Here is a 23779-nt window from a genome sequence, read left to right on the forward strand (position 1 = left end):
ATGGGGGCATGGCACCGCACACCTCCGGCCGGGCCGACGACGCCGCCGGCCCCTCCGATCCGCTGGCCGGGTTCTCCCCGGCGACCCGGTCCTGGTTCAGCGGCGCCTTCCCTGCACCCACCGCCGCCCAGTCCGGGGCCTGGCAGGCCATCGGCGAGGGCTCCGACGTCCTGGTGGTCGCACCCACCGGCTCCGGCAAGACACTCGCCGCGTTCCTCGCCGCGCTGGACCGCCTGGCCACCGTCCCACCGCCGGCCGAGCCCCGGCGGCGCTGCCGGGTGCTGTACGTCTCGCCGCTGAAGGCGCTGGCCGTCGATGTCGAGCGCAATCTGCGCGCCCCGCTCACCGGTCTGCGGCAGACCTCCGTGCGGCTCGGCCTTCCGGAGCCGGAGGTGCAGGTCGCCATCCGCTCCGGGGACACCCCCGCCGCCGAGCGGCGGCGCTTCGCCACCCACCCGCCGGACATCCTGATCACCACCCCCGAATCGCTCTTCCTGCTGCTCACCTCCGCCGCCCGGGAGGCACTGCGCGGACTGGAGACGGTGATCCTGGACGAGGTGCACGCCGTCGCCGGCACCAAGCGCGGCGCTCATCTGGCCCTCACCCTGGAGCGCCTGGACCATCTGCTGGAGCGGCCCGCCCGGCGGATCGGGCTCTCCGCCACCGTGCGGCCGGTGGACGAGGTCGCCAGGTTCCTCAGCCCGCAGCGCAAGGTCACCGTGGTCCAGCCGCCGTCGACCAAACAGTTCGACCTCTCGGTGGTCGTCCCGGTGGAGGATCTGGGCGAGCTCTCCGGCGGCCGCCCCCAGGACGGCGGCGCGGGGGACGACGGCTCGGCGGGGGCATCTCCCGGCGGCGCCTCCATCTGGCCCCATGTCGAGGAGCGGATCACCGACCTGGTGCAGCAGCACCGCTCCACCATCGTCTTCGCCAACTCCCGCCGACTCGCCGAGCGGCTGTGCAACCGGCTCAATGAGATCGCCCATGAGCGCGCCACCGGGGAGGCGCTGCCCGAGGCACACGCGCCGGCCCAGGTGATGGCCCAGGCCGGGGCCAACCGGGCCGCACCGCCGGTGCTGGCGCGCGCCCACCACGGCTCGGTCTCCAAGGAGCAGCGCGCCGCCGTCGAGGAGCAGCTCAAGGCCGGGGTGCTGCCCGCCGTGGTCGCCACCTCCAGCCTGGAGCTGGGCATCGACATGGGCGCCGTCGACCTGGTGGTCCAGGTGGAGTCGCCCCCCTCGGTCGCCTCCGGGCTGCAGCGGGTCGGCCGCGCCGGGCACCAGGTGGGCGCGGTCTCCACCGGGGTGGTGTTCCCCAAGTACCGGGGCGATCTGGTGCAGGCGGCCGTGGTCACCGAGCGGATGCGCCGGGGCGGCATCGAGTCGCTGCGGATCCCCCAGAACCCGCTGGATGTCCTGGCCCAGCAGATCATCGCCATCACCGCCATGGACACCTGGGACGCCGACGAGCTGCTGGCGCTGGTCCGCCGCGCCGCCCCGTTCGCCGCACTGCCGCACTCCGCGTACGAGGCCGTGCTGGACATGCTGGCCGGGCGCTACCCCTCCGACGCCTTCGCCGAGCTGCGGCCGCGGCTGGTGTGGGACCGGGTGGCGGGCACCCTCACCGGGCGCCCCGGTGCCCAGCGGCTCGCGGTGACCTCCGGCGGCACCATCCCCGACCGCGGCCTCTTCGGGGTCTTCCTGGCCGGGGCCGACCCCAAGAAGGGCGGCGGCCGGGTCGGCGAGCTGGACGAGGAGATGGTCTACGAGTCACGGGTCGGCGATGTCTTCACCCTGGGCACCAGCTCCTGGCGGATCGAGGACATCACCCATGACCGGGTGCTGGTCTCCCCCGCCCCCGGTGTCCCCGGCAAACTGCCGTTCTGGCACGGCGACGCGCTCGGCCGTCCACTGGAGCTGGGCCGGGCCGTCGGCGCCTTTGTGCGGGAGATCGGCGGTCTTGCCCCGGAGGCCGCGCAGGAGCGGCTGACCGCCGCCGGGCTGGACGACTGGGCGGCCGCCAATCTGCTCTCCTACCTCGCCGAACAGCGCCAGGCCTGCGGGCATGTGCCCGACGACCGCACCGTGGTGGTGGAGCGCTTCCGCGACGAACTGGGCGACTGGCGGGTCGTGGTGCACTCCCCCTTCGGCGCCCAGGTGCACGCCCCCTGGGCGCTGGCGCTCGGCGCCCGGCTGCAGGAGCGGTACGGGCTGGACGCCCAGGTCATGCATGCCGACGACGGCATCGTGCTGCGGCTGCCCGACGCCGATCTGCTCGACTTCCCCGCGGACGGCGATCCGTTCACCGACCGGCCGGAGCCCGCTGCCGTCACCGACGAGGCACCGCTGGGCGCCGACGCAGCCGTCTTCGAGCCGGGTGAGGTGGAGCAGCTGGTCACCGAGCAGGTGGGCGGTTCGGCGCTGTTCGCCTCCCGCTTCCGCGAGTGCGCCGCCCGTGCCCTGCTGCTGCCCCGGCGCAGCCCCGGCCGCCGCACCCCGCTGTGGCAGCAGCGCCAGCGGGCGTCCCAACTGCTCCAGGTCGCCTCGGAGTTCGGCTCCTTCCCGATCGTGCTGGAGGCGGTCCGCGAGTGCCTCCAGGACGTCTTCGACGTCCCGGGCCTGGTCGAGCTGATGCGGGACGTCGAGAGCCGACGGGTACGCCTGGTCGAGGTCACCACCCCTGAGCCGTCACCCTTCGCCCGGTCACTGCTCTTCGGCTATGTCGCCCAGTTCCTCTACGAGGGCGACTCACCGCTCGCCGAGCGCCGCGCCTCCGCGCTGTCGCTGGACTCCCGGCTGCTCGCCGAGCTGCTCGGCCAGGCCGAGCTGCGGGAGCTGCTGGACGCGGACGTCCTCGCCGAGCTGGAGGCCGAGCTGCAGCGCCTCAGCCCCGAGCGCCGGATCAAGGACGTCGAGGGCCTCGCCGACGCCCTGCGGCTGCTGGGCCCGCTCACCACCGCCGAGCTCACCGAGCGGGGCGCGGACGCCTCCTGGGCCGCCGAGCTGGAAGCCTCCCGCCGCGCCATCAGGGTGCGGATCGCCGGCGAGGAGCGCTGGGCCGCCGTGGAGGACGCGGGCCGGCTGCGGGACGCCCTGGGCACACCCCTGCCGGTGGGCATCCCGGAGGCGTTCACCGAGCCGGTCAAGGATCCCCTCGGCGATCTGCTCGCCCGCCACGCCCGCACCCACGGCCCGTTCACCGCAGCGGCCGCGGCGACCCGTCACGGCCTCGGTCCCGCCGTGGTCACGGGGGCGCTGCACCGGCTGGCCGCCACCGGCCGACTGGTCCAGGGCGAGTTCCGGCCGGGAGGCAGCGGCACCGAGTGGTGCGACAGCGAGGTGCTGCGACGGCTGCGCCGCCGCTCGCTGGCCGCACTGCGGCACGAGGTGGAGCCCGTCCCACCGCGTTCGCTGGCCGCCTTCCTGCCCCAGTGGCAGCACATCGGCGCCGGGCGGCTGCGCGGCATCGACGGACTGGTCCGTGCCGTGGAGCAGCTGCAGGGGGCCGCGGTGCCCGCCTCCGCCCTGGAGAAGCTGGTACTGCCCGCCCGGATGCTGGACTACTCCCCCGGCATGCTGGACGAACTCACCGCCGCCGGCGAGGTGGTGTGGTCGGGCGCCGGAGCGCTGCCCGGCAAGGACGGCTGGATCTCCCTCCATCTCGCCGACACCGCACATCTGCTGCTTCCCGAGCCGCTGCCGCTGGAGACCACCCCCGTCCACCGGGCCCTGCTGGATGCGCTGGCCGGCGGCTACGGCCTGTTCTTCCGGCAGCTCGCCGACCGGGCCGCCGCCGCGGCCCTCTCGGCGGGCGAGCCGCCGCCCTCGGACCTGGCCCTGGCCGACGCCCTGTGGGATCTGGCCTGGGCCGGATACGTCAGCAATGACACCCTGGCGCCGATGCGCGCCCTGCTGGGCTCCGGCCGCACCGCCGGCTCCACCGCCCATCGCGCACCCCGCTCCGTGCCGCGCGGCCGCATCGGCGGCGCGGGCCGCTCCTTCGGCGGCCGGGCCGGGCACACGTCGCGCACCGGGCCGCCCACCACGGCCGGCCGCTGGTCGCTGGTCCCGGAGCGGACCGCCGACCCCACCCTGCGGGCCACCGCCCTGGCCCAGACCCTGCTGGACCGGCACGGCGTGGTGACCCGGGGTGCGGTCGCCGCCGAGCGGGCGCCCGGCGGCTTCGCCTCCGCCTACCGGGTGCTGTCCGCCTTCGAGGAGAACGGCCGGGCCCGCCGCGGCTATGTGGTCGACGGCCTGGGCGCCGCCCAGTTCGCCACCGACGGCGCCGTCGACCGGCTGCGGGCGGTCAATGCCGCCCTGGAGCGCTCCGCCGCCGCGGAGGCCGACGGCTGGACCACCGCACCGCCGTCCCCGCACGGCCCGCTGGGCGGCGCCCGTCCCGACGAGCGCTCCCGGGCCCTGGTGCTGGCCGCCGCCGATCCCGCCAACGCCTATGGCGCCGCACTGCCGTGGCCGGATCCGCCCGGTGCGGAGAACGCCCGGTCCGCACACAAGCCGGGCCGCAAGGCCGGTGCCCTGGTCGTCCTGGTCGACGGCGCGCTGGCGCTGTATGTCGAGCGGGGCGGCAAGTCACTGCTCTCCTGGACGGAGGACGCCGAGCAGTTGCAGCGTGCCATGGACGCGCTGGCCCTGGCGGTCCGCGAGGGAGCCCTGGGCAAGGTCACCGTGGAGCGGGCCAACGGCGAGGCCGCACTGACCTCGCCCCTGGGCCGCGCCCTGGAGAACGCCGGGTTCCACCCCACCCCGCGCGGCCTCCGGCTCCGCGTCTGAGGCCCCGCTCGCTCGGCTCCGCTCCCCTCGCGGAGAGCGACAACCCTGCCCCGCGCGCCGTCCGGAGGGCGACCGCGCGGGGCCCCGCACCTCACCGTCCGTGCAGGGCGGTCGGGGCGGCCCCCCGCATCCGCGGCAGGGACTCCCGCTCGACGGGGCCGGCCCGGGCCGGCGGCGGGGGCGCCGCGGCCAGCCCGCACTCCGCCAGCCGTCGGCCGCGCAGCGCCACCTCCAGCGGGAAGCGGACAGCTGGGTCGCCGAGCACCCGGCCGAACAACTCCTCGACGCGACGCATCCGCTGACGGACCGTCTGGGGATGGATGCCCAGCCGGGCGGCCATCTCCGGGCCGCTGCCATTGGTCTCCAGCCGGGCCAGCAAGGTCTCCTCCACCCGGCGGCGCTGCTTGACGGTGAGCGGCTCCAGCACAGCCAGCTGACGCTCCCCCAATAGCCGCACCAGCTCCTCGTCCACCAGCAGCAGCAGGGCGTCCAGCCGGTCGTCGCAGAAGAGCAGCTGCGGCACCGGCTGAAGCCGCGACTGGTCGGCCACCAGACGGTCCAGCAGCAACCTCGCCCAGCGCAGCGAGTGTGCGGCCTTCTCCGGAGCGACCGCAGGGCCCACCACGGCAGTCCTCCCGGCGAGAGCGGCCCGCAGCTGCGCCGGCCGGCCGGGCGCCTGCGGATCGGGCATCAGCGCCAGGCCGTCCGGCCGTTCGAAGTCCCACAGCACATCGGCGGGCCACTGCGGTGCGGCGGCTGTGCGCAGCTCCGCCGCCCAGGGGTCCACCGGGGCCAGCACCACGGCGCTGACCTGCCTCGGCCAGCGCCACTCCGCAGCCCTGGCCGCCTCCACCGCCAGCGGTGCGGCGGCTCCGGAGAGCATCAGTTCCAGCAACCGGTGACGCCGCCGCTGCCGGGCACCGGCGGCATCCGCCTGCGCCTCGGCGTAGCCCTCCACCGAGGCTGAGGCGATCTCATCGATATGGGCGAAGATCGCCTCTGCCAGAACCGCGCGCAGCGCGGCGCTCAACCCGACGCGCTCGGCCACTGCGGAGTAGCGCCGCCAGGCCAGCCGGGCGCCGAGCCGGTAGGCGGCCTGCAGGGCGTCCAGGCTGCGCCCCTCCCGCAGTTCGCCGCGGCCGAGGGCACGGAACACCCGGATGCGGTCCTCCCGGGCGGCGCCGTCGTCCGCGATCAGGTCGGTGAACTGGTCGAGCGCCTGACCCACGCCCAACTGGATACCGGTGCCGAACTGGCCGTCCAGCGGCCTGGCGAACTCCGGTATCTGACGGCGCACCTCCCTGACGATCTCCGCACTGAGCCGCCGGTGCTCCGCGCGCAGCACGGGCGCGAACTCCGGTGGCAGCGCCGCCCATGGACGGTGGTACGGAACATCGGCCACTGTCGTCCCCGTGCTGTCGCGCTCTGCGGCTTCCCTTCCCCGCGGCATTGGCCCGCTCCCTCCGTACGCCCCCGAACCGGCGGCCCTCGTCGGGCATTACGCAACGCGGTGGATCGTAATACCGAAAGGCGGGTGCGCGGCTTCGCCGCAGTATCGATATCCGCCCGACACCGTGTCAACGCCGCCTTCCGAAAACATTCCCGGGCACCCGTCCGCAACCCGCCGCCCGGCGGATTGCCCATGGAGCCCCGCTGGTGGCCCGCCCTCGCCGCGGTCGATCACGCCGAACAGGGCACGACATGACGGATCGTCGGACGCCAGGGCCGGTCGGAGTCCGACGTTGCCCTGCGATCAATGGCACCGTCGGCGGCCGGTCGACGGAAACACTCGCCGCAGCGAGTGTTCTCCGCCGCGGAAGTCGATGCGGACCGCCATCTTCACCGCCCGCCCGTCCATTCCGTTGACACCCGGAATCACCGGATTCTACGGTCTGGCCAGTCGACGAGAGGCTTTACCCGCGTCTGCAATTCCTCTCGCCACTGCGGTCGCTCACCCAACGGCCGCCATTCCCTTGACCGCCCCCGGCACCAATTGCCTGCCGGGGTGCCACCGGTGCCGATACGCCCCGTCTGCGCCCCTGCGTACGCACCCTGACCGAGAGGATCCGCCATGCGTGCCACCCTTCGCCGGCGCCTCACCCGGCACAGTCTCCGCCTGTACGCCACCGCCACCTCTGCCGCCCTCGCCCTCACCGCCCTCAGCGCTGTCACCGCCGCCCCGGCCCGGGCCCAGGGCAGCCTGCCGGTGGACACCCACTTCGCCAGTGGCGCACTCGCAGGGTTCACCACCCCCACCGAGCCGCCGCCCGGCGCCAACAACTGGAGCTGCCGCCCCTCCAGTGCCCACCCGGACCCGGTGGTGCTGGTCCACGGCACCTTCGGCAATATGAACAGCAACTGGCGCGGCGCAGCGCCGCTGCTGGCCAACAACGGCTACTGCGTCTTCGCCCTCACCTACGGGGGCTCCTCCCCCGACTCCGTGATCCAGGGGGTCGGGCCGCTGACCGACGGGGCGGACGCCCTGTCGGCCTTCGTCGACCAGGTGCTGGCAGCCACCGGCGCCGCCAAGGTCGACCTGGTGGCGCACTCGCAGGGCGGCGCCGTCGCCCGCTACTACACCAAGTTCCTCGGCGGGGCCGGAAAGGTGCGCCGGCTGGTCGGCCTCGCACCGAGCGGCCATGGCACCACCCTGGACGGCCTCACCGAGATCGGCACCGTACTGCACCTGCTGAAGCCGGTGAACGACCTGCTGAACACCACCTTCCCCGCACTGGTCGACCAGCAGGTCGGGTCGCCCTTCATCACCAAGCTCAACCAGGGCGGCGACAGCGTGCCGGGCATCAGCTACACCACCGTCGTCACCAGCTACGACGAGGTGGTCACCCCCTATCGGACGGCCTATCTCAGCGGCCCCGACGTCACCAACATCACCGTGCAGGACCAGTGCGGGGTGGACTTCACCGACCACCTCGAGATCGCCTACGACCCCATCGCCCTCACCGATGTGCTCAATGCCCTCGACCCGGCGAACCCCCGCAGCGTCCCCTGCGAGGTGGTGCTGCCGCTCACGGGGCCGCTGCACTGAGGGCGGACCCCGGGTCCCTTCGGGCACGCGGCATCATGGACTGCGTGCCCGAAGGCGACACTCTGTTCCTGGCCGCCACCCGGCTCCGCGAGGCGCTCGCGGGCCGGGTGCTGACCATGACCGATCTGCGCGTCCCCCGGCTGGCCACGGTGGACCTCAGCGGACGGCGGGTCACCGCGGTCGTCCCGCGGGGCAAGCACCTGCTGACCCGGATCGAGGGCGGCTGGACCCTGCACACCCATCTGCGGATGGACGGCCAGTGGCGGATCCACCCCGTCGGTGAACCCTGGGACGGCGGCCCGGACTGGCAGATCAGAGCCGTGCTGGGCACCGAGGAAGGCGCAGCCGTCGGCTATCGGCTTCCCGTGGTGGAGCTGCTGCGCAGTGATGCCGAGGGACAGGTCGTCGGCCACCTCGGACCGGATCTGCTGGGCCCCGACTGGGACCCCGCCGAGGCGCTGCGCCGGTTGCTGGCCATACCCGGCCGCCCGGTCGGGGAGGCACTGCTGGACCAGCGCGTCATGGCCGGCGTCGGCAATGTCTACCGCTGCGAGCTGTGCTTTCTGCGTGGGGTGACCCCCTGGACCCCGGTCGGCGAGCTGGCGCAGCCCGACCGGCTGATCGACCTGGCGCAGCGGGCGCTGGACGCCAACAAGCTGCGCCACGGCCACATCACCACCGGCGACACCCGCCCGGGGCGGCAGCACTGGGTCTACGGCCGGGCCGGCCGGCCCTGTCTGCGCTGCGGCACCCCGGTGTGCGTCACCGAACGCGCCGAGGCCTCCCGGGAGCGGGTCGGCTACTGGTGTCCGTCCTGCCAGCGTGGACCGTCGCCGTCGCCGTCGCCGTCACCGCCGCCGCGGAGCCGCCGGGCCGGGCCGCCACGCCGCTGAACGGCTCCGCCGGCCGCCCTGTCCCCGGCGGCGCGACCGGGGCAGGGCGGGATCAGCGGTCGGCCGCGGCCGCGGCCGCGGCCGGGTCTGCGGCGCGGGCCGGTGCGCCAGCGGTTGCAGTGCACCGGCAGCAGACTGATCCCCCAGCCCCCGGCCAGGGCGCCCAGCATCAGCTGCGGACCGCCGCGGTGCACCGGGCCGGCGAGCAGCAGCCACCAGCAGAACGCGGAGAGGACGGCTGCCAGGGCCCAGACGGCCGGGCTGCGGCGCGGCAGCCTCACGGACGGACGGCAGGCGGCTGGGCGGGCGTCTGGACGGGCCGACGTGGGGAGCCGGCGCATGAATCCGCCTCCTTGGGCCCCCGGGGTCCTGCACAGGCCCAGGGGGCGGATCACGGACAGGGGGTTCCCAGGCGGCGGTGGCGGCCCGGCCGGCTCTCAGCTCTGGCTCTCGGCCTGGAACATCCAGGCCTCCTTCTCCAGCTCGGCCGCGATGCCGATGAAGAGGTCCTGGCTGACCGGGTCGGGTTTCTCGGTGGCCGCGATGCGCTCCCGCATCCGTCCGATCACCACCGCGAAGGCGTCCACCAGTGAGTCGATGACGTCGGAGTCGCGTACCCAGCCCGCAGGGAAGTCCGGCAGTCCGCTGGTCTTGGCCACGGTGACCGCCCGTCCGTCCGGGCTCACCCCGATCGCGGCCGCCCGCTCCGCCACCGTGTCGGAGAAGGTCCGTGCGCTGGCGACGACCTCGTCGAGCTGCAGATGGACGGAGCGGAAGCGAGGACCGATCAGGTTCCAGTGCGCCTGCTTCGCCACCAGCGAGAGGTCGAGCAGATCCACCAGCGCGGTCTGCAGGGCGTTACCGGTGACCTCTCGGTCACTGTCGGAGAGCGGGCTCTTGACGACAGACATCTCTGGGTAGCTCCTCCCGCCCCGGGCGGCCGGTGACCGCCCCGGGCAACCGGGGACTCGTTCGCACCGGGGGGGCTGCCCCCGGCACGGCACGGGGGCTCCTGCCCACCATCCCGCGGAGCAATCGGGCCGGTCTGCGGCGGCCCGGAGGGTGGAGCGCTGTCAGGCAGCGACCACGTCGACGGCCGACTGGGCGGTCTTCTGGGTGATGGAACTCATCCGATCGGCGGCGGGGCCGGGGACCGGAACGGGCTCCAGCACCGGACGCACCGGCTCGGCGGCGGCCAACTCGGCGAGCGACAGCTCGTCGCTGACCTCCCGCATGACCTCCGACATCCGGACGTCGAGTGCGTCGCAGATCGCGGAGAGCAGCTCGGAGGAGGCCTCCTTCTGCCCGCGCTCGACCTCGGAGAGATACCCGAGCGACACCCGTGCTGCGGCGGACACCTCGCGGAGGGTACGGCCCTGACGCTGGCGCTGCCGACGCAGCACGTCACCCAGTAGGCGACGGAGCAGGATCATCGGTGGCTCCCTCCTCGGACCGCGGATCGAGACGTCACGTCCCCACCGTACCGCCTCGCCCGCTTCACGTGCGGGGACCAAGGTCGTGTTCACTCTCGGCTGTACGCATGGTCCCTCCCCTGTGGTTCCCGGTATGGCCGGGCGGTCGCCCGTGCCATGCAGTTCCGCTCGACGCTGTGTCACTCAACGCTGCACCGCCCGGCGCTGCGCTTCTTCTTCGCTACCTGGCTTCTTCCCGGTGGAACCACCGGAACTAACCACCGGAGCAGCATCCACCGGCGGTGACAGCTGCTGCCGGAGCAGCTCGAGCGCTGCCGCCACCGTCTTGCGTCGGATTGTGGCACGCCCACCCGACAACAGGGGCGAAGAGACAGTACTTCCCTGCGGGCCGGCCACTGCGATGTGTACTGTGCCCACCGGCCTGCCGTCCTGGGGTTCGGGACCGGCCACTCCGGTGGTGGCGACCCCGTAGACGGCGCCCATCAGCCGCCGCACGCCCTCCGCCATCTCCAGCGCCACCTGCGGATGGACAGCGCCCTCGGCAGCCAGCAGCCCGGCGTCCACGCCGAGCACCGAGGCCTTGAGGTCGGTGGCATAGGCGGTCACCGACCCGCGGAAGGTGCTGGAGGCCCCGGGAACGGCCACCAGCTCGGCGGCCAGCAGCCCCCCGGTGAGGGACTCCGCCACCGCCACCGTGGCTCCAGCCGCGCCCAAGGCGGCGAGAAGCTGCCGGGCGGGGTCGGACCCCTCCGTGTCCCGGGACGCCTCTGCGGTGCTCATGGGGTGGATCATGCCCCGGCGCGAGCCCTGGCAAGCCCCGCCCGCCTCAGCTGCACCGCCTGCCGTACATAGTCGGCGCCGGTGCCGACGGTGAGCAGCACCGCCACCCCCATCAGCACTGCCCGTGCGGTGGCCAGCCAGCCGGTGAGCTCCAGGACGTACATGCCGACCGCGATGCCCTGGGTGAGCGTCTTCAGCTTGCCGCCCCGGCTGGCGGGGATCACACCGTGCCTGATCACCCAGAACCGCATCAGGGTGATGCCCAGCTCGCGGACCAGGATCACCACGGTCACCCACCACGGCAGGTCGCCGAGGGCGGAGAGGCCGATCAGCGCCGAGCCCATGATCGCCTTGTCCGCGATCGGGTCGGCGATCTTGCCGAAGTCGGTCACCAGCTCCATCCGGCGCGCCAGCTCGCCGTCGAAGAGGTCGGTGATCATCGCGATGGCGAACGAGGCCCAGGCCACCGAACGCCACTTGGGGTCATGGCCGCCGGCCGCGAAGAGCAGCGCCACAAAGACCGGTACCAGCAGCAGCCGCAGCATGGTGAGCATATTGGCGATGTTCCAGATGCCCGGAGGCGCCGCGGCGGACCCGCCGGGCTGCGGCGGCGCATGGGCGGGAGCGTGCCCCTCGGCCATGGCCTCCGCCGCCGCCTCGACCGCGCCGGGGGCCTTGGCGGCCTCCTCCAGCCGGGCGCCTCTGCCACCGGCCTCCGATGCGTCGGTCACGCGCCCTCCCCCTGACAGCCGTCTCCCGAGGTGGCGGCCGCGACGGGCTCGGCGACCAGATCGACGCCCTCGGCGGCGACCACCCGGGCCCGGACGAACTCCCCGGGCTTGGCGTCCACGGCCCCGAGCAGGGTGGTCAGCCCGTCGGTCTCCGGTGCCTGGTGGGCGGCGCGGCCCTCGACCACCCCGTCCTCCACGGACTCCACCAGCACCTCGACCTCGCTGCCGATCCGCTCCTCGGCACGCTGAGCGGTCATCTCCTCGGCCAGCCGGGTGAGCCGTGCCAGCCGCTCGGCGACCGCGTCCTCGGGCAGCTTGCCGTCGTAGCCCGCCGCCTCGGTGCCGTCCTCGTCGGAGTAGCCGAAGACGCCGACGGCGTCCAGCCGGGCGTGGGTGAGGAAGCGCTCCAGCTCCGCCAGGTCCGCCTCGGTCTCACCCGGGAAGCCGACGATGAAGTTGGACCGGGCGCCTGCCTCCGGCGCCTTGGCGCGGATGCCCTCCAGCAGCTCCAGGAAGCGGTCGGTGTCGCCGAACCGGCGCATCCGCCGCAGCACATTGGGCGCGGAGTGCTGGAAGGAGAGATCGAAGTAGGGCACCACACCCGGAGTGCCGGTCATCACATCGATCAGACCGGGACGCATCTCCGCGGGCTGCAGATAGCTGACCCGCACCCGCTCGATGCCGTCCACCGCCGCCAGCTCCGGCAGCAGGGTCTCCAGCAGCCGGATGTCGCCCAGGTCCTTGCCGTACGAGGTGTTGTTCTCGCTCACCAGCATCACCTCGCGGACCCCCTGCTCGGCCAGCCAGCGGGTCTCCGAGAGCACATCGGCGGGGCGGCGGGAGAGGAAGGAGCCGCGGAAGGCCGGGATGGCGCAGAAGGAGCAGCGCCGGTCGCAGCCCGAGGCGAGCTTCACCGAGGCCACCGGGGAGTCGTCCAGCCGCCTGCGCAGCGTCCGGGGGCCGGAGGCGGGCGCGACCCCCTCCGGGAGGTCCTCCGGGGCCCCGTGGCCGGGGACGGCGACCTCGGCCGCGGCCGACTGGCGCTCGACCGGGGTGAGCGGCAGCAGCTTGCGGCGGTCGCGGGGGGCGTGCGAGACATGGTGGCCGCCGGCGAGGATGGTCTGCAGGCGGTCGGTGATGTCGGCGTAGTCGTCGAAGCCCAGGACGGCGTCGGCCTCGGGCAGTGCCTCGGCGAGCTCCTTGCCGTAGCGCTCGGCCATACAGCCGACCGCCACCACGGCCTGGGTGCGGCCATGGCCCTTGAGGTCGTTGGCCTCCAGCAGGGCGTCCACGGAGTCCTTCTTGGCGGCTTCGACGAAGCCGCAGGTGTTGACCACGGCGACGTCGGCGTCGGCGGCGTCCTGGACGAGCTGCCAGCCGTCGGCCTCCAGTCGCCCGGCGAGTTCCTCGGAATCGACCTCGTTGCGGGCGCATCCGAGCGTGACAAGGGCGACAGTGCGGCGTTCTGGCATGCCGCAAGATTAACGCGCGACCACCGGAGGTGTGTCTCCGGAGGCCGCGCGGTGGTCGGGCAGGGGTCGGGATCAGGCGGCCTCGGGGTCACCGGGTGTGTAGGTGAGCCGGACGACCTGGCCGTTCTGACCGGCGGGACCGAGGTCCTTGCCGTTGACGTACAGGTGGACGGCGCCCGCGTTCCCCAGCACCAGCTTGATCTTCTTGGGATCGGTGAACGTCTGGTTCTCGCCGGACTGCAGGTTCTTCTGGAAGAGCGTGTTGCCCTGGCTGTCGATGGCGGAGACCCAGCTGTCACCGTCCTGGGCGACCAGCTTGACCGTGACCTTGTCCGCCGGAGCAGCGGCGATCGGCGACTCCGAGTGCGGGGTGGGGTTCGGGGTCGGATGCACCGTGGCCGGCGCCGACGCCCGGTGGCTGGGCAGCGGGGTGGAGGCCACCCGGGTGTCGGGGGTGTGGTTTCGGCCACTCACGAGGTTGAAGCCGATCAGCGCCACCACAGCGACGATGGCGGCCACCATCGCGGCCGTCCAGTTCGGCCGCCGGCGCTCGGCGCGGAGCCGGCCGCCCGCCTCGAAGATCTCCTTGGGGCGGGCCATGGCGGGGGAGCCGCCGTGCTCGGCGTCGTACCGGGCGACCAGGGCGTCGCCGTCGACACCGACCGCCTTGGCGATCGCCCTGATGTGGCCCCGGGCGTAGAAGTCGCCGCCGCAGCGGTCGTAGTCGTCGTCCTCGATGGCGTGCACTATGGGCACGCGGACACGGGTGGCGGCACTGACCTGGTCGACGGTCAGTGCGGCATCGATCCGGGCCGAGGCCAGGATGCGGCCGATCGTGGGGATCGGCTCCGCTGTGGGCACGACATCGGCAGGCGGCTGGAAAGCGGCGGGCACGGGCGGTCTGCGCCGCCCGAGCGCTGAGGCCCCGGACATGGTCGGGGCCGAGCCGGGCGAGGCCGGGTCGGACCGGCGGTTGTCGCCGAGCGGGGACTTGCCGATGGTCACTGGGGCGCCTTTCGAGCGTTGGCCACCTGCTGGAAGATCAGTCTAGAGGGGGTGGGAAAGCCTTTATCAACCCGGGCGGGACCGAATGCGCAGAGCCCCTCGAGCGGGCCGCCCGGCAGGTCGTCCCCACCGGGTTGACGCAGCAGCCCGCCGTGCGGTTCCCCATCCCCCGAACGAGTTCGGGGGCCGTCGGTCACCCCCGTAGTTCGAGAAGGACCGCATCCAGTTCGTCCGGTTTGATGAGGACGTCGCGGGCCTTGGACCCCTCGCTCGGGCCGACGATCCCGCGCGACTCCATCAGGTCCATCAGCCTTCCCGCCTTGGCGAATCCCACACGCAGTTTGCGCTGCAGCATCGAAGTCGACCCGAACTGGGTGGAGACCACGAGCTCGGCGGCCTGGCAGAGCAGATCCAGGTCGTCGCCGATCTCCTCGTCGATCTCCTTCTTCTGCCCGGAGCCCACCGTGACGTCCTCGCGGTAAGCGGGCGTCAACTGGTCCTTGCAGTGCTGCACCACGGCCGCGACCTCGGCCTCGGTGACAAAGCCGCCCTGCATCCGGATCGGCTTTCCGGCACCCATCGGCAGAAAGAGCGCGTCACCCTTGCCGATCAGCTTCTCGGCGCCGGGCTGGTCCAGGATGACCCGGGAGTCGGCCAGTGAGGAGGTGGCAAAGGCCAGCCTGGAGGGGACATTGGCCTTGATCAGGCCGGTCACCACATCCACCGAGGGACGCTGGGTGGCCAGCACCAGGTGGATGCCGGCCGCCCGGGCGAGCTGGGTGATCCGGACGACCGAGTCCTCGACGTCCCGCGGGGCGATCATCATCAGGTCGGCCAACTCGTCCACGATCACCAGCAGATACGGGTAGGGCGCCAGCTCCCTCTCACTGCCCGGCGGCGGCTGCACCTTCCCCGAGCGCACCGCCGCGTTGAAGTCGTCGACATGGCGGAATCCGTAGGCGGCCAGGTCGTCATAGCGCAGGTCCATCTCGCGGACCACCCACTGCAGCGCCTCGGCGGCCTTCTTGGGGTTGGTGATGATCGGGGTGATCAGATGCGGGATGCCCTCGTAGGCGGTGAGTTCCACCCGCTTGGGGTCGACCAGCACCATCCGCACCTCGTCCGGGGTGGCGCGGGCGAGCACCGAGGTGATCAGGCAGTTGATGCAGGAGGACTTGCCCGCCCCCGTCGCGCCGGCGACCAGGATGTGCGGCATCCTGGCCAGGTTGGCCATCACGGTGTGGCCCTCGACGTCCTTGCCCATGCCGACCAGCATCGGATGGTCGTCCTCGGCCGCGGCGCGGGACCGCAGCAGATCGCCGAGGTTGACCATCTCCCGGTCGCGGTTGGGGATCTCGATGCCCACCGCGGACTTGCCCGGGATGGGGCTGATGATGCGGACATCGGGGCTGGCGACGGCATAGGCGATGTTCTTGGCCAGCGCGGTGATCCGCTCCACCTTGACGGCCTGCCCGAGTTCCACCTCGTAGCGGGTGACCGTCGGGCCGCGGGTGAAGCCGGTGACCGCAGCATCCACCTTGAACTCGGAGAAGACACCGGTGAGCTGGGCCACCACATCGTCATTGATCTTGCTGCGGGCCTTCGCCGGGCCGCCGCGCTCCAGCAGGTCCAGGGACGGCAGCGCATAGGTGATGTCCCCGGAGAGCTGCAGCTGTTCCATCCGCACCGGGGACGGACCGTGCTCCGGGGCCTCGCTCTCCTCCCCGGCGCCACTGCGGGCCGCGGGCACCGCGAGCTCCTCGGGCGGTGCGGTACGGTCCACCACCTTGGGCACCATGCCCGCCAGGGTGGACGACCCCGGTACGCCGAACTCCACGGCGCCCTGCAGATCGGCCGCCACCCCCCGGGCCAGGTCGCGGGTTGCGAAGGGCGCGTCGTCCGCCGTCTCGGGCAGCGGCTCCTGCAGCAGCTTGCGGCGGGTGCGGCGGCGCTTTGCGGGCGGTGCGTCGGCCCCTGCGTCCACCGTGTACGGCAGCGCGTCGGGGTCGGCGTCCTCCGGCGGCTCCGTCGAGTGCTCACGTTCGGGTCCGCCCGCCCGGCCGTCGGCGGCGGGGGGCCGCTCCACCACACCGAGCCGACGGCCGAGCAGCAGCAGCCGCTCGGGGATCTTGTTGACCGGGGTGGCGGTGACCACCAGCAGGCCGAAGAAGGCGAGCAGCAGCAGCAGCGGCACCGCGAGCGCCGGTCCCGCGGCCGCCATCATCGGACGGGACGCGGCCCAGCCGATGATGCCTCCGCCTGCCGGATCCTGGTCGCGCCGGTCTGCATACCGGGCGCTCCGCAGCCGATGTGCACCAGGCCGAGTACGCCTGTCGTCAGTGCGCCGAGACCGATGATGATCCGTCCATTGGCCTCCGGGCGCTCCGGGTGACGGAGCAGCCGCCAGGCGATCGCGGCGAGCGGCAGCGCCACCAGCACATCGAGCCGGCCGAAGGCACCGCTGACCACGGCGGTGGTGCCGACCCCCAGCCAGCCCTGCGGGGAGAACCAGGTGCCCACCGCGGTCACCAGGGAGAGTCCCAGCAGCAGCAGGCCCAGGCCGTCCCTGCGGTGCGCCGGGTCGAGCCCCTTGGCCCCGTCCCCGAAGCCGCGGAACAGGGCGCCCACGGCATGGGCGAGCCCCAGCCAGCAGGCCCGTACCAGGCGGAACAGCAGCGGCCGGGGCGGCGGGGGCGGCGGCGGGGCCGCCTTCTTGGCCGGGGCCTTCGCGGCGGTCTTCCGGGCGGCGGGCTTGGCCGCGGCCTTGCCGGACGCTCCGGAGGCGCTCTTCTTCTGCGGCCCCGACGCTGGGGTGCGCGGGGCGCTTCCGGACGTACGAGTGGCCATGGTTGAGAGAGTACCGGGGGCGTCACCTGGGGAACACGCGTCGGCCACGGCCTCCGACGGCGTGTCGCCCCGACGGCATGTCACCCGAATGGCCGTCACTCGATCGAGGGAGGCGGCGGACTGCCCGCCCGCCAGTGCGCGGGGCTGCGCGACGCACCGCCCCGTCCGAGGGGATGACTGCTGCCACCGCCTCGACCCCGGGAGCGCCGCAACCGGCCGCACTGGCCGTACGCACCCGGGTCGGACCGCATGATCCCCGGCTCCCCGGCAGGAGTACGGCAGGGCGTCCGGATCCGCCGCGGCAGAGCCTGCCCGGCGGATCGCTGAGGGGTGGTCAGTCGGACATCGGGAAGGCCACGGAGCCGGCGGAGCCGGGCTCCAGGGCGTCCAGGGCGCGCCGGAGACCGGCGAGCTTGCGCTCCAGATGCACGGCGGTGGCGGCAGCCGCGGTGTCCGAGGACTCGTCCAGCTGCTTGGTGAGCGCCTCCGCCTGCTCCTCCACCGCGGCCAGCCGGGCGGACAGCTCGGCCAGCAGGCCGCCGTTGACCGACTCCTTGCGGACCGTCTCGCCGTCGGCCGAGGGCTGGCCGGACTCCAGCTGCAGGCGCAGCAGCGCGGCCTGCTCCTTGAGCTGGCAGTTCTTCATGTAGAGCTCGACGAAGACCGAGACCTTGGCCCGCAGCACCCAGGGGTCGAAGGGCTTGGAGATGTAGTCGACCGCCCCGGCTGCATAGCCCCGGAAGGTGTGGTGCGGGCCGTGGTTGATCGCGGTGAGGAAGATGATCGGGATGTCCCGGGTGCGCTCCCGCCGCTTGATGTGGGCGGCGGTCTCGAAACCGTCCATCCCGGGCATCTGGACGTCCAGCAGGATGACCGCGAAGTCGTCGGTCAGCAGCGCCTTGAGCGCCTCCTCCCCGGACGATGCCCGCACCAGGGTCTGGTCGAGCGCCGAGAGGATCGCCTCCAGCGCCAGCAGATTCTCCGGCCGGTCATCGACCAGGAGGATCTTGGCCTTCTGCACCATGGCCCGCCCTCCTCGTCCCGGAAGTGTCCCGGGCACCGCCCCCACCGGCGGCACCTGTGCGCCGCCTGCCCTCGTGCCGGTCATGGTAGTCGCACCTTTTCGTCGGCCACAGCACACGGTCGCATCGCATCGCAGCGGCGGTCTCCCGGCCGGGCCCCGCACCCGGCATGTTCTGGCAACGCCGAGCGACCATATCTGGTTCCCGTCCCGAGCGGCCACCACGCCTTCGGGTGACGCCCGGGACGCACGCTCAGTGGCCGCGCACCCGCAGCCAGTGGTCCATCACCCCCAGCAGGTGATCGGTGTCCACGGGCTTGGTCACATGGTCGGAGGCGCCCGCCTCGATGCTCTTCTCCCGGTCGCCCTTCATCGCCTTGGCCGTGAGAGCGATGATCGGCAGGCCGGCGAACTGCGGCATGCTGCGGATGGCCTCCGTGGTGGCATAGCCGTCCATCTCCGGCATCATGATGTCCATCAGCACCAGCGCGACGTCGTCGTGCTGCTCCAGGACCTCGATGCCCTCCCGGCCGTTCTCAGCGTAGAGCACGGTCAGTCCGTACTGCTCCAGCACGCTGGTGAGGGCGAAGACATTGCGGATGTCGTCGTCGACGATCAGCACCTTCTCGCCCTCGAACCGCCCGTGGAAGCCCTGCTCCCCGGTGGTCCCGGCGGTGGTCCCCGCACTGCCCCGGGCGGGGAAGGCCACCGTGCGCGGCGCCGCCCCGGCCGCCGACGGGGCCGGAGCGGGCTCGACGGCCCGCGCCCCGCGCTCCACCGCACGGTGCTCGGCCATCCGGTGCTCCGCCGCACGGCGGTCGGCCGCCTCCCGGCGCCGCTCCTGCGCCAGCTCGCGGACCTCCTGGGCCCAGTGCTCAGCCGGGCTGCTGTCCGCCGTACCGCCGTCCGCCGTACCGCCGTCCTGATCGATCCGGACGGCCTCCATGGAGTGCTGCACGCTACGCCACTCGGCTCCCGACTCCTCGGCCTGCAGCGGCAGATACAGGGTGAAGGTGGAGCCCCGGTTCAGCTCGCTCTCGGCGTTGATCTCGCCGCCGAGCAGCCTGGCGATCTCCCGGCTGATCGAGAGGCCGAGGCCGGTGCCGCCGTACTTGCGGCTGGTGGTGCCGTCGGCCTGCTTGAAGGCCTCGAAGATCTCCCGCAGCTTGTTGTTGGGGATGCCGATGCCGGTGTCGGTCACCGAGAAGGCGATCAGCGGCTGCTCGGGCTCGGTGATCGCCCCGGCCTCCAGCAGCTGCTCGCGGACGTGGTGCGGCACCTCGTCGCCGGCGGGTCGGATCAGCAGTTCCACCGCACCGCTGTCGGTGAACTTCACCGCGTTGGAGAGCAGATTGCGCAGCACCTGCTGGAGCCGCTGCTCATCGGTGTGCAGCGTCACCGGCAGGTCCGGCGAGACCCTGACGGCGAAGTCCAGGCCCTTGTCGGCGGTGAGCGGCCGGAAGGCGGCCTCCACATAGTCGACCAGCTGGACCAGGGCGATCCGGGAGGGACGGACCTCCATCTTGCCCGCCTCGACCTTGGAGAGGTCCAGGATGTCGTTGATCAACTGGAGCAGGTCGGTGCCGGCGCCATGGATGGTCTCGGAGAACTCCACCTGCTTGGGCGAGAGGTTGCCCTCGTTGTTGTCGGAGAGCAGCTTGGCGAGGATCAGCAGCGAGTTGAGCGGGGTGCGCAGCTCGTGCGACATATTGGCCAGGAACTCGCTCTTGTAGCGGGAGGCGAGGGCCAGTTGCTCCGCACGCTCCTCCAGGACCTGGCGGGCCTCCTCGATCTCGCTGTTCTTGATCTCGATGTCGCGGTTCTGCTGGGCGAGCTGCTCGGCCTTCTCCTGGAGCTCCTCGTTGGTGCGCTCCAGCTCCTCCTGGCGGGCCTCCAACTCGGCGGAGCGCATGGAGAGCTCCGCGGTGAGCCGCTGGGACTCCAGCAGCAGGCCCTCGGTCTTGGTGTTGACGCTGATGTTGTTGACGGTGACGCCGATCAGGTCGGCGATCTGCTCCAGGAAGTCCAGCGCCACATTGGTGAAGGTGCTGAACGAGGCCAGCTCGATGACACCGAGCATCCGGCCCTCGAACATCACCGGGAGGACGATCACATTGGCCGGGGAGGCCTCCCCCAGCCCGGAGGCGATCTTGAGATACCCGGGCGGGGCCTCCTTGAGCATGATCGACCGCTTCTCCACCGCGGCCTGGCCGATCAGCGACTCCCCGGGCCGGAAGTGGGTCGGCATGGCCCGCCGCTGGTAACCGTAGGAGCCGATGAGCCGCAGCACCACGTCGCTCTCGTCGTCGTCCTCGGTGACCAGGGCCGCGGAGCGGCTGGCCGGCTGGGCGAGGAAGAAGGCGCCGTGCTGGGCGGAGACCACCGGGGTGAGCTCGCTCATGATCAGCGCTGCGACCGCCTCCAGATCGCGGCGGCCCTGCAGCAGACCGGAGATCCGCGCCAGGTTGGTCTTCAGCCAGTCCTGCTCCTGGTTGGCGCGGGTGGTCTCACGCAGGTTGGCGATCATCTGGTTGATGTTGTCCTTGAGCTCGTCGAGCTCTCCGGACGCGTCCACGTCGATGCGCAGCGAGAGGTCGCCGCGGGTCACCGCGGTGGCCACCTGGGCGATGGCGCGGACCTGGCGGGTGAGGTTGCCGGCCAGTTCGTTCACCGACTCGGTGAGGTCCTGCCAGGTGCCGGCGACGCCGGGCACCCTGGCCTGGCCGCCGAGGATGCCGTCGGTGCCCACCTCGCGGGCCACCCGGGTCACCTCGACGCCGAAGGCGGACAGCTGGTCCACCATGGTGTTCAGAGTGGTCTTCAGCTCCAGGATCTCGCCCCGCGCGTCGACGTCGATCTTCTTCGACAGGTCGCCCTTGGCGACGGCGGTGGTGACGAGGGCGATGTTCCGCACCTGGTTGGTGAGGTTGTTCGCCATCAGGTTGACGTTCTCGGTGAGGTCCTTCCAGATGCCGGCGACGCCGGGCACGCTGGCCTGGCCGCCGAGGGTGCCGTCGGTGCCCACCTCGCGGGCCACCCGGGTCACCTCCACGGCGAAGGCGGACAGCTGGTCCACCATGGTGTTGAGGGTGCCGGCGAGCGCCGCGACCTCGCCCTGCGCATCGATGTTGATCTTCTTCGACAGGTCGCCGTTCTGGACCGCGGTGGCGACCTGGGCGATGTTGCGGACCTGGCTGGTCAGGTTGGACGCCATGAAGTTGACGTTGTCGGTGAGGTCCTTCCAGATGCCCGACACGCCCCGGACCCTGGCCTGGCCGCCCAGGATGCCCTCGGTGCCCACCTCGCGGGCCACCCGGGTCACCTCGTCCGCGAAGGCGGACAGCTGGTCCACCATGGTGTTGACGGTGGTGACCAGCTCCAGGATCTCGCCGCGGGCGTCGACGGTGATCTTCTTGGAGACATCGCCCAGGGCGACCGCGGTGGTCACCTCGGCGATGTTGCGGACCTGGCCGGTGAGGTTGTTGGCCATCACATTGACGTTGTCGGTGAGGTCCTTCCAGACTCCCGAGACCCCGGGGACCAGTGCCTGGCCGCCGAGCCGGCCCTCGGTACCCACCTCGCGGGCCACCCGGGTCACCTCGTCCGCGAAGGCCGAGAGCTGGTCCACCATGGTGTTCAGAGTGGTCTTCAGCTCCAGGATCTCGCCCCGCGCGTCCACCTCGATCTTCTGCGACAGATCGCCCCGCGCCACCGCGGTGGCGACCTGGGCGATGTTCCGCACCTGGCCGGTGAGGTTGTTGGCCATGAAGTTGACGTTGTCGGTGAGGTCCTTCCAGGTGCCCGCGACGCCCGGCACGCTGGCCTGGCCGCCCAGCATGCCCTCGGTGCCCACGTCGCGGGCCACCCGGGTCACCTGCTCGGCGAAGGCGGAGAGCTGGTCCACCATGGTGTTGACGGTGGTCTTCAGCTCCAGGATCTCGCCCCGCGCGTCCACCTCGATCTTCTGCGACAGATCGCCCCGCGCCACCGCGGTGGTCACCTGGGCGATGTTCCGCACCTGGTCGGTCAGGTTGTTGGCCATGAAGTTGACCGAGTCGGTCAGATCTCGCCAGACACCCGCCACCCCGGGCACCTGGGCCTGGCCGCCGAGCCGGCCCTCCACGCCCACGTCCCGGGCGACCGCCGTCACCTGGGCGGCGAAGGAGGACAGCTGATCCACCATCGTGTTGACGGTGTTCTTCAGCTCCAGCATCTCGCCGGAGACGTCCACCGTGACCTTCTGCGAGAGATCACCCGAGGCCACCGCCGTGGTCACCTGGGCGATGTTGCGGACCTGACCGGTGAGGTTGCGGAAGGCGTTGTTCACCGAGTCGGTGAGGTCCTTCCAGGTGCCGGCCACCCCGGGCACCTGGGCCTGGCCGCCGAGCCGGCCCTCGGCGCCGATCTCCCGGGCCACCCGGGTGACCTCCACACCGAAGGAGGACAGCTGGTCGACCATGGTGTTGACGGTGTTCTTCAGCTCCAGCATCTCGCCGGAGACGTCCACCGTGACCTTCTGCGAGAGATCACCCGAGGCCACCGCCGTGGTCACCTGGGCGATGTCACGCACCTGGGCGGTGAGGTCGCGGAAGGCGTTGTTCACCGAATCGGTGAGGTCCTTCCACACGCCGGCGGCGCCCGGCACCAGCGCCTGACCGCCGAGGCGGCCCTCCGAGGCGACCTCGCTGGCGACCCGGGTGACCTCCGCGGCGAAGGTGCGCAGCGTCTCGGTCATCGCATTGATGGTGGTGGCCAGGCGCGCGATCTCACCGCGCGCCGTCACCGTGATCTTCTGTGACAGGTCGCCGTTGGCGACCGCCGTGGTCACCTGGGCGATCTCCCTGACCTGTGCGGTCAGATTGTTCGCCATGAAGTTGACGTTGTCGGTGAGGTCCTTCCAGATGCCGGCGACGCCCGGCACCTGCGCCTGACCGCCCAACTGCCCCTCGGTGCCCACCTCGCGGGCCACCCGGGTCACCTCGGCGCCGAAGGACGACAGCTGGTCCACCATCGTGTTGACGGTGTTCTTCAGCTCCAGCATCTCGCCGGCCACATGGACGGTGACCTTGCGTGAGAGGTCGCCCTTGGCGACCGCGGTGGTCACCAGGGCGATGTCGCGCACCTGGGCGGTGAGCCGCCCCGCCATGGTGTTGACCGAGTCGGTGAGGTCCTTCCAGCTTCCGGACATACCGCGCACCCGGGCCTGGCCGCCCAGCTTGCCCTCGGTGCCCACCTCGATGGCGACCCGGGTCACCTCGTCGGTGAACTCGGAGAGCTGGACCACCAGACCGTTGACGGTCCGGCCGATCTTGAGGAACTCGCCCCGCAGCGGGTGGGTGGCGCCGTCCGCGCCGATGGAGCGCAGCTCCATCCGCTGCTCCAGATCGCCCTCGGCGATGGAGCCCAGCACCCGGCCGACCTCGGCCATCGGGCGCGCAAGGTCGTCGATCAGGGCATTGCAGTTGTCGACCGCGGAGCCCCAGGCGCCCTCGCCCGCGCCGATCTCCAGACGCTCGGAGAGCCGTCCCTCCCGGCCGACCACCCGGCGCACCCGGGCCAGTTCGCCGGTGAGGTGCTGGTTGCGCTCCGCGACCTCGTTGAAGACCGCGGCGATCTCGGCCATCACACCGTCGCCGGGAACCGTCAGACGGCGGCGGAAGTTACCGTCCCGCATCGCGGTCAGGGCGGACAGCAGCTTGCGCAGATTGGCGGCGTCCGTGCTTCTGGTGCCGTTGGACGGAGACGACTTGCGGTTGAC

At 72.3% G+C, this 23779-nt stretch carries 12 protein-coding genes and 1 pseudogene; 3 read left to right on the forward strand and 10 right to left on the reverse strand.

Annotated features, from left to right (window positions below; translation table 11 throughout):
- Positions 1–8 precede the first annotated feature (8 nt).
- Positions 9–4793 carry an ATP-dependent helicase gene (locus AB0761_RS12820; RefSeq protein ID WP_377269109.1) on the forward strand — a complete coding sequence of 1595 codons (4785 nt, stop codon included), beginning with the start codon at positions 9–11 and terminating at the stop codon, positions 4791–4793.
- 91 nt (positions 4794–4884) lie between these two features.
- Here AB0761_RS12820 and AB0761_RS12825 read toward each other — a convergent pair whose 3' ends face one another.
- Positions 4885–6195 (reverse strand): helix-turn-helix domain-containing protein, encoded by a 1311-nt coding sequence (locus AB0761_RS12825; protein WP_377269110.1) that lies wholly within the window; start codon positions 6193–6195, stop codon positions 4885–4887.
- A gap of 669 nt (positions 6196–6864) precedes the next feature.
- Between AB0761_RS12825 and AB0761_RS12830 the strand changes: the two genes are divergently transcribed.
- Positions 6865–7839, forward strand: a complete 975-nt coding sequence (locus AB0761_RS12830; protein WP_377269111.1) for an esterase/lipase family protein — start codon at positions 6865–6867, stop codon at positions 7837–7839.
- 44 nt (positions 7840–7883) lie between these two features.
- Complete coding sequence (locus AB0761_RS12835; RefSeq protein WP_377269112.1) at positions 7884–8732, forward strand: DNA-formamidopyrimidine glycosylase family protein; 849 nt, start codon at positions 7884–7886, stop codon at positions 8730–8732.
- Positions 8733–9169: 437 nt separating this feature from the next.
- Here AB0761_RS12835 and AB0761_RS12840 read toward each other — a convergent pair whose 3' ends face one another.
- From AB0761_RS12840 to AB0761_RS12880, 9 genes and pseudogenes are all read right to left on the reverse strand, one after another.
- Positions 9170–9643 carry a Dps family protein gene (locus AB0761_RS12840; protein ID WP_377269113.1) on the reverse strand — a complete coding sequence of 158 codons (474 nt, stop codon included), beginning with the start codon at positions 9641–9643 and terminating at the stop codon, positions 9170–9172.
- 162 nt (positions 9644–9805) lie between these two features.
- A complete protein-coding gene (locus AB0761_RS12845) occupies positions 9806–10165 on the reverse strand; it encodes a helix-turn-helix domain-containing protein (protein ID WP_055585330.1) in 360 nt (119 codons plus the stop codon).
- Positions 10166–10348: 183 nt separating this feature from the next.
- Complete coding sequence (locus AB0761_RS12850; RefSeq protein ID WP_377269114.1) at positions 10349–10945, reverse strand: CinA family protein; 597 nt, start codon at positions 10943–10945, stop codon at positions 10349–10351.
- Positions 10946–10953: 8 nt separating this feature from the next.
- Positions 10954–11586 carry a CDP-diacylglycerol--glycerol-3-phosphate 3-phosphatidyltransferase gene (gene pgsA / locus AB0761_RS12855; RefSeq protein WP_377274061.1) on the reverse strand — a complete coding sequence of 211 codons (633 nt, stop codon included), beginning with the start codon at positions 11584–11586 and terminating at the stop codon, positions 10954–10956.
- 86 nt (positions 11587–11672) lie between these two features.
- Positions 11673–13148 carry a 30S ribosomal protein S12 methylthiotransferase RimO gene (rimO, locus tag AB0761_RS12860; protein ID WP_377269115.1) on the reverse strand — a complete coding sequence of 492 codons (1476 nt, stop codon included), beginning with the start codon at positions 13146–13148 and terminating at the stop codon, positions 11673–11675.
- Between the two features lie 72 nt (positions 13149–13220).
- Positions 13221–14153 (reverse strand): helix-turn-helix domain-containing protein, encoded by a 933-nt coding sequence (locus tag AB0761_RS12865; RefSeq protein WP_377269116.1) that lies wholly within the window; start codon positions 14151–14153, stop codon positions 13221–13223.
- Between the two features lie 193 nt (positions 14154–14346).
- Positions 14347–17000: pseudogene (locus AB0761_RS12870) on the reverse strand (DNA translocase FtsK).
- Positions 17001–17334: 334 nt separating this feature from the next.
- On the reverse strand, positions 17335–18024 hold the full coding sequence (locus AB0761_RS12875) for a two-component system response regulator (protein WP_377269117.1): 690 nt from the start codon (positions 18022–18024) through the stop codon (positions 17335–17337).
- Between the two features lie 250 nt (positions 18025–18274).
- On the reverse strand, positions 18275–23695 hold the full coding sequence (locus AB0761_RS12880; RefSeq protein WP_377274062.1) for a HAMP domain-containing protein: 5421 nt from the start codon (positions 23693–23695) through the stop codon (positions 18275–18277).
- Positions 23696–23779: the final 84 nt, after the last annotated feature.

Source organism: Peterkaempfera podocarpi, assembly GCF_042466665.1.
GTDB lineage: Bacteria > Actinomycetota > Actinomycetes > Streptomycetales > Streptomycetaceae > Peterkaempfera > Peterkaempfera podocarpi.

Coding starts and splice junctions, on each gene's coding strand:
- AB0761_RS12820 (WP_377269109.1), top strand. CDS start 9: ATGGCACCGCACACCTCCGGCCGGGCCGACGACGCCGCCGGCCCCTCC.
- AB0761_RS12830 (WP_377269111.1), top strand. CDS start 6,865: ATGCGTGCCACCCTTCGCCGGCGCCTCACCCGGCACAGTCTCCGCCTG.
- AB0761_RS12840 (WP_377269113.1), bottom strand. CDS start 9,643: ATGTCTGTCGTCAAGAGCCCGCTCTCCGACAGTGACCGAGAGGTCACC.
- AB0761_RS12845 (WP_055585330.1), bottom strand. CDS start 10,165: ATGATCCTGCTCCGTCGCCTACTGGGTGACGTGCTGCGTCGGCAGCGC.
- AB0761_RS12850 (WP_377269114.1), bottom strand. CDS start 10,945: ATGAGCACCGCAGAGGCGTCCCGGGACACGGAGGGGTCCGACCCCGCC.
- pgsA (WP_377274061.1), bottom strand. CDS start 11,586: ATGGCCGAGGGGCACGCTCCCGCCCATGCGCCGCCGCAGCCCGGCGGG.
- rimO (WP_377269115.1), bottom strand. CDS start 13,148: ATGCCAGAACGCCGCACTGTCGCCCTTGTCACGCTCGGATGCGCCCGC.
- AB0761_RS12875 (WP_377269117.1), bottom strand. CDS start 18,024: ATGGTGCAGAAGGCCAAGATCCTCCTGGTCGATGACCGGCCGGAGAAT.
- AB0761_RS12880 (WP_377274062.1), bottom strand. CDS start 23,695: ATGCGGGACGGTAACTTCCGCCGCCGTCTGACGGTTCCCGGCGACGGT.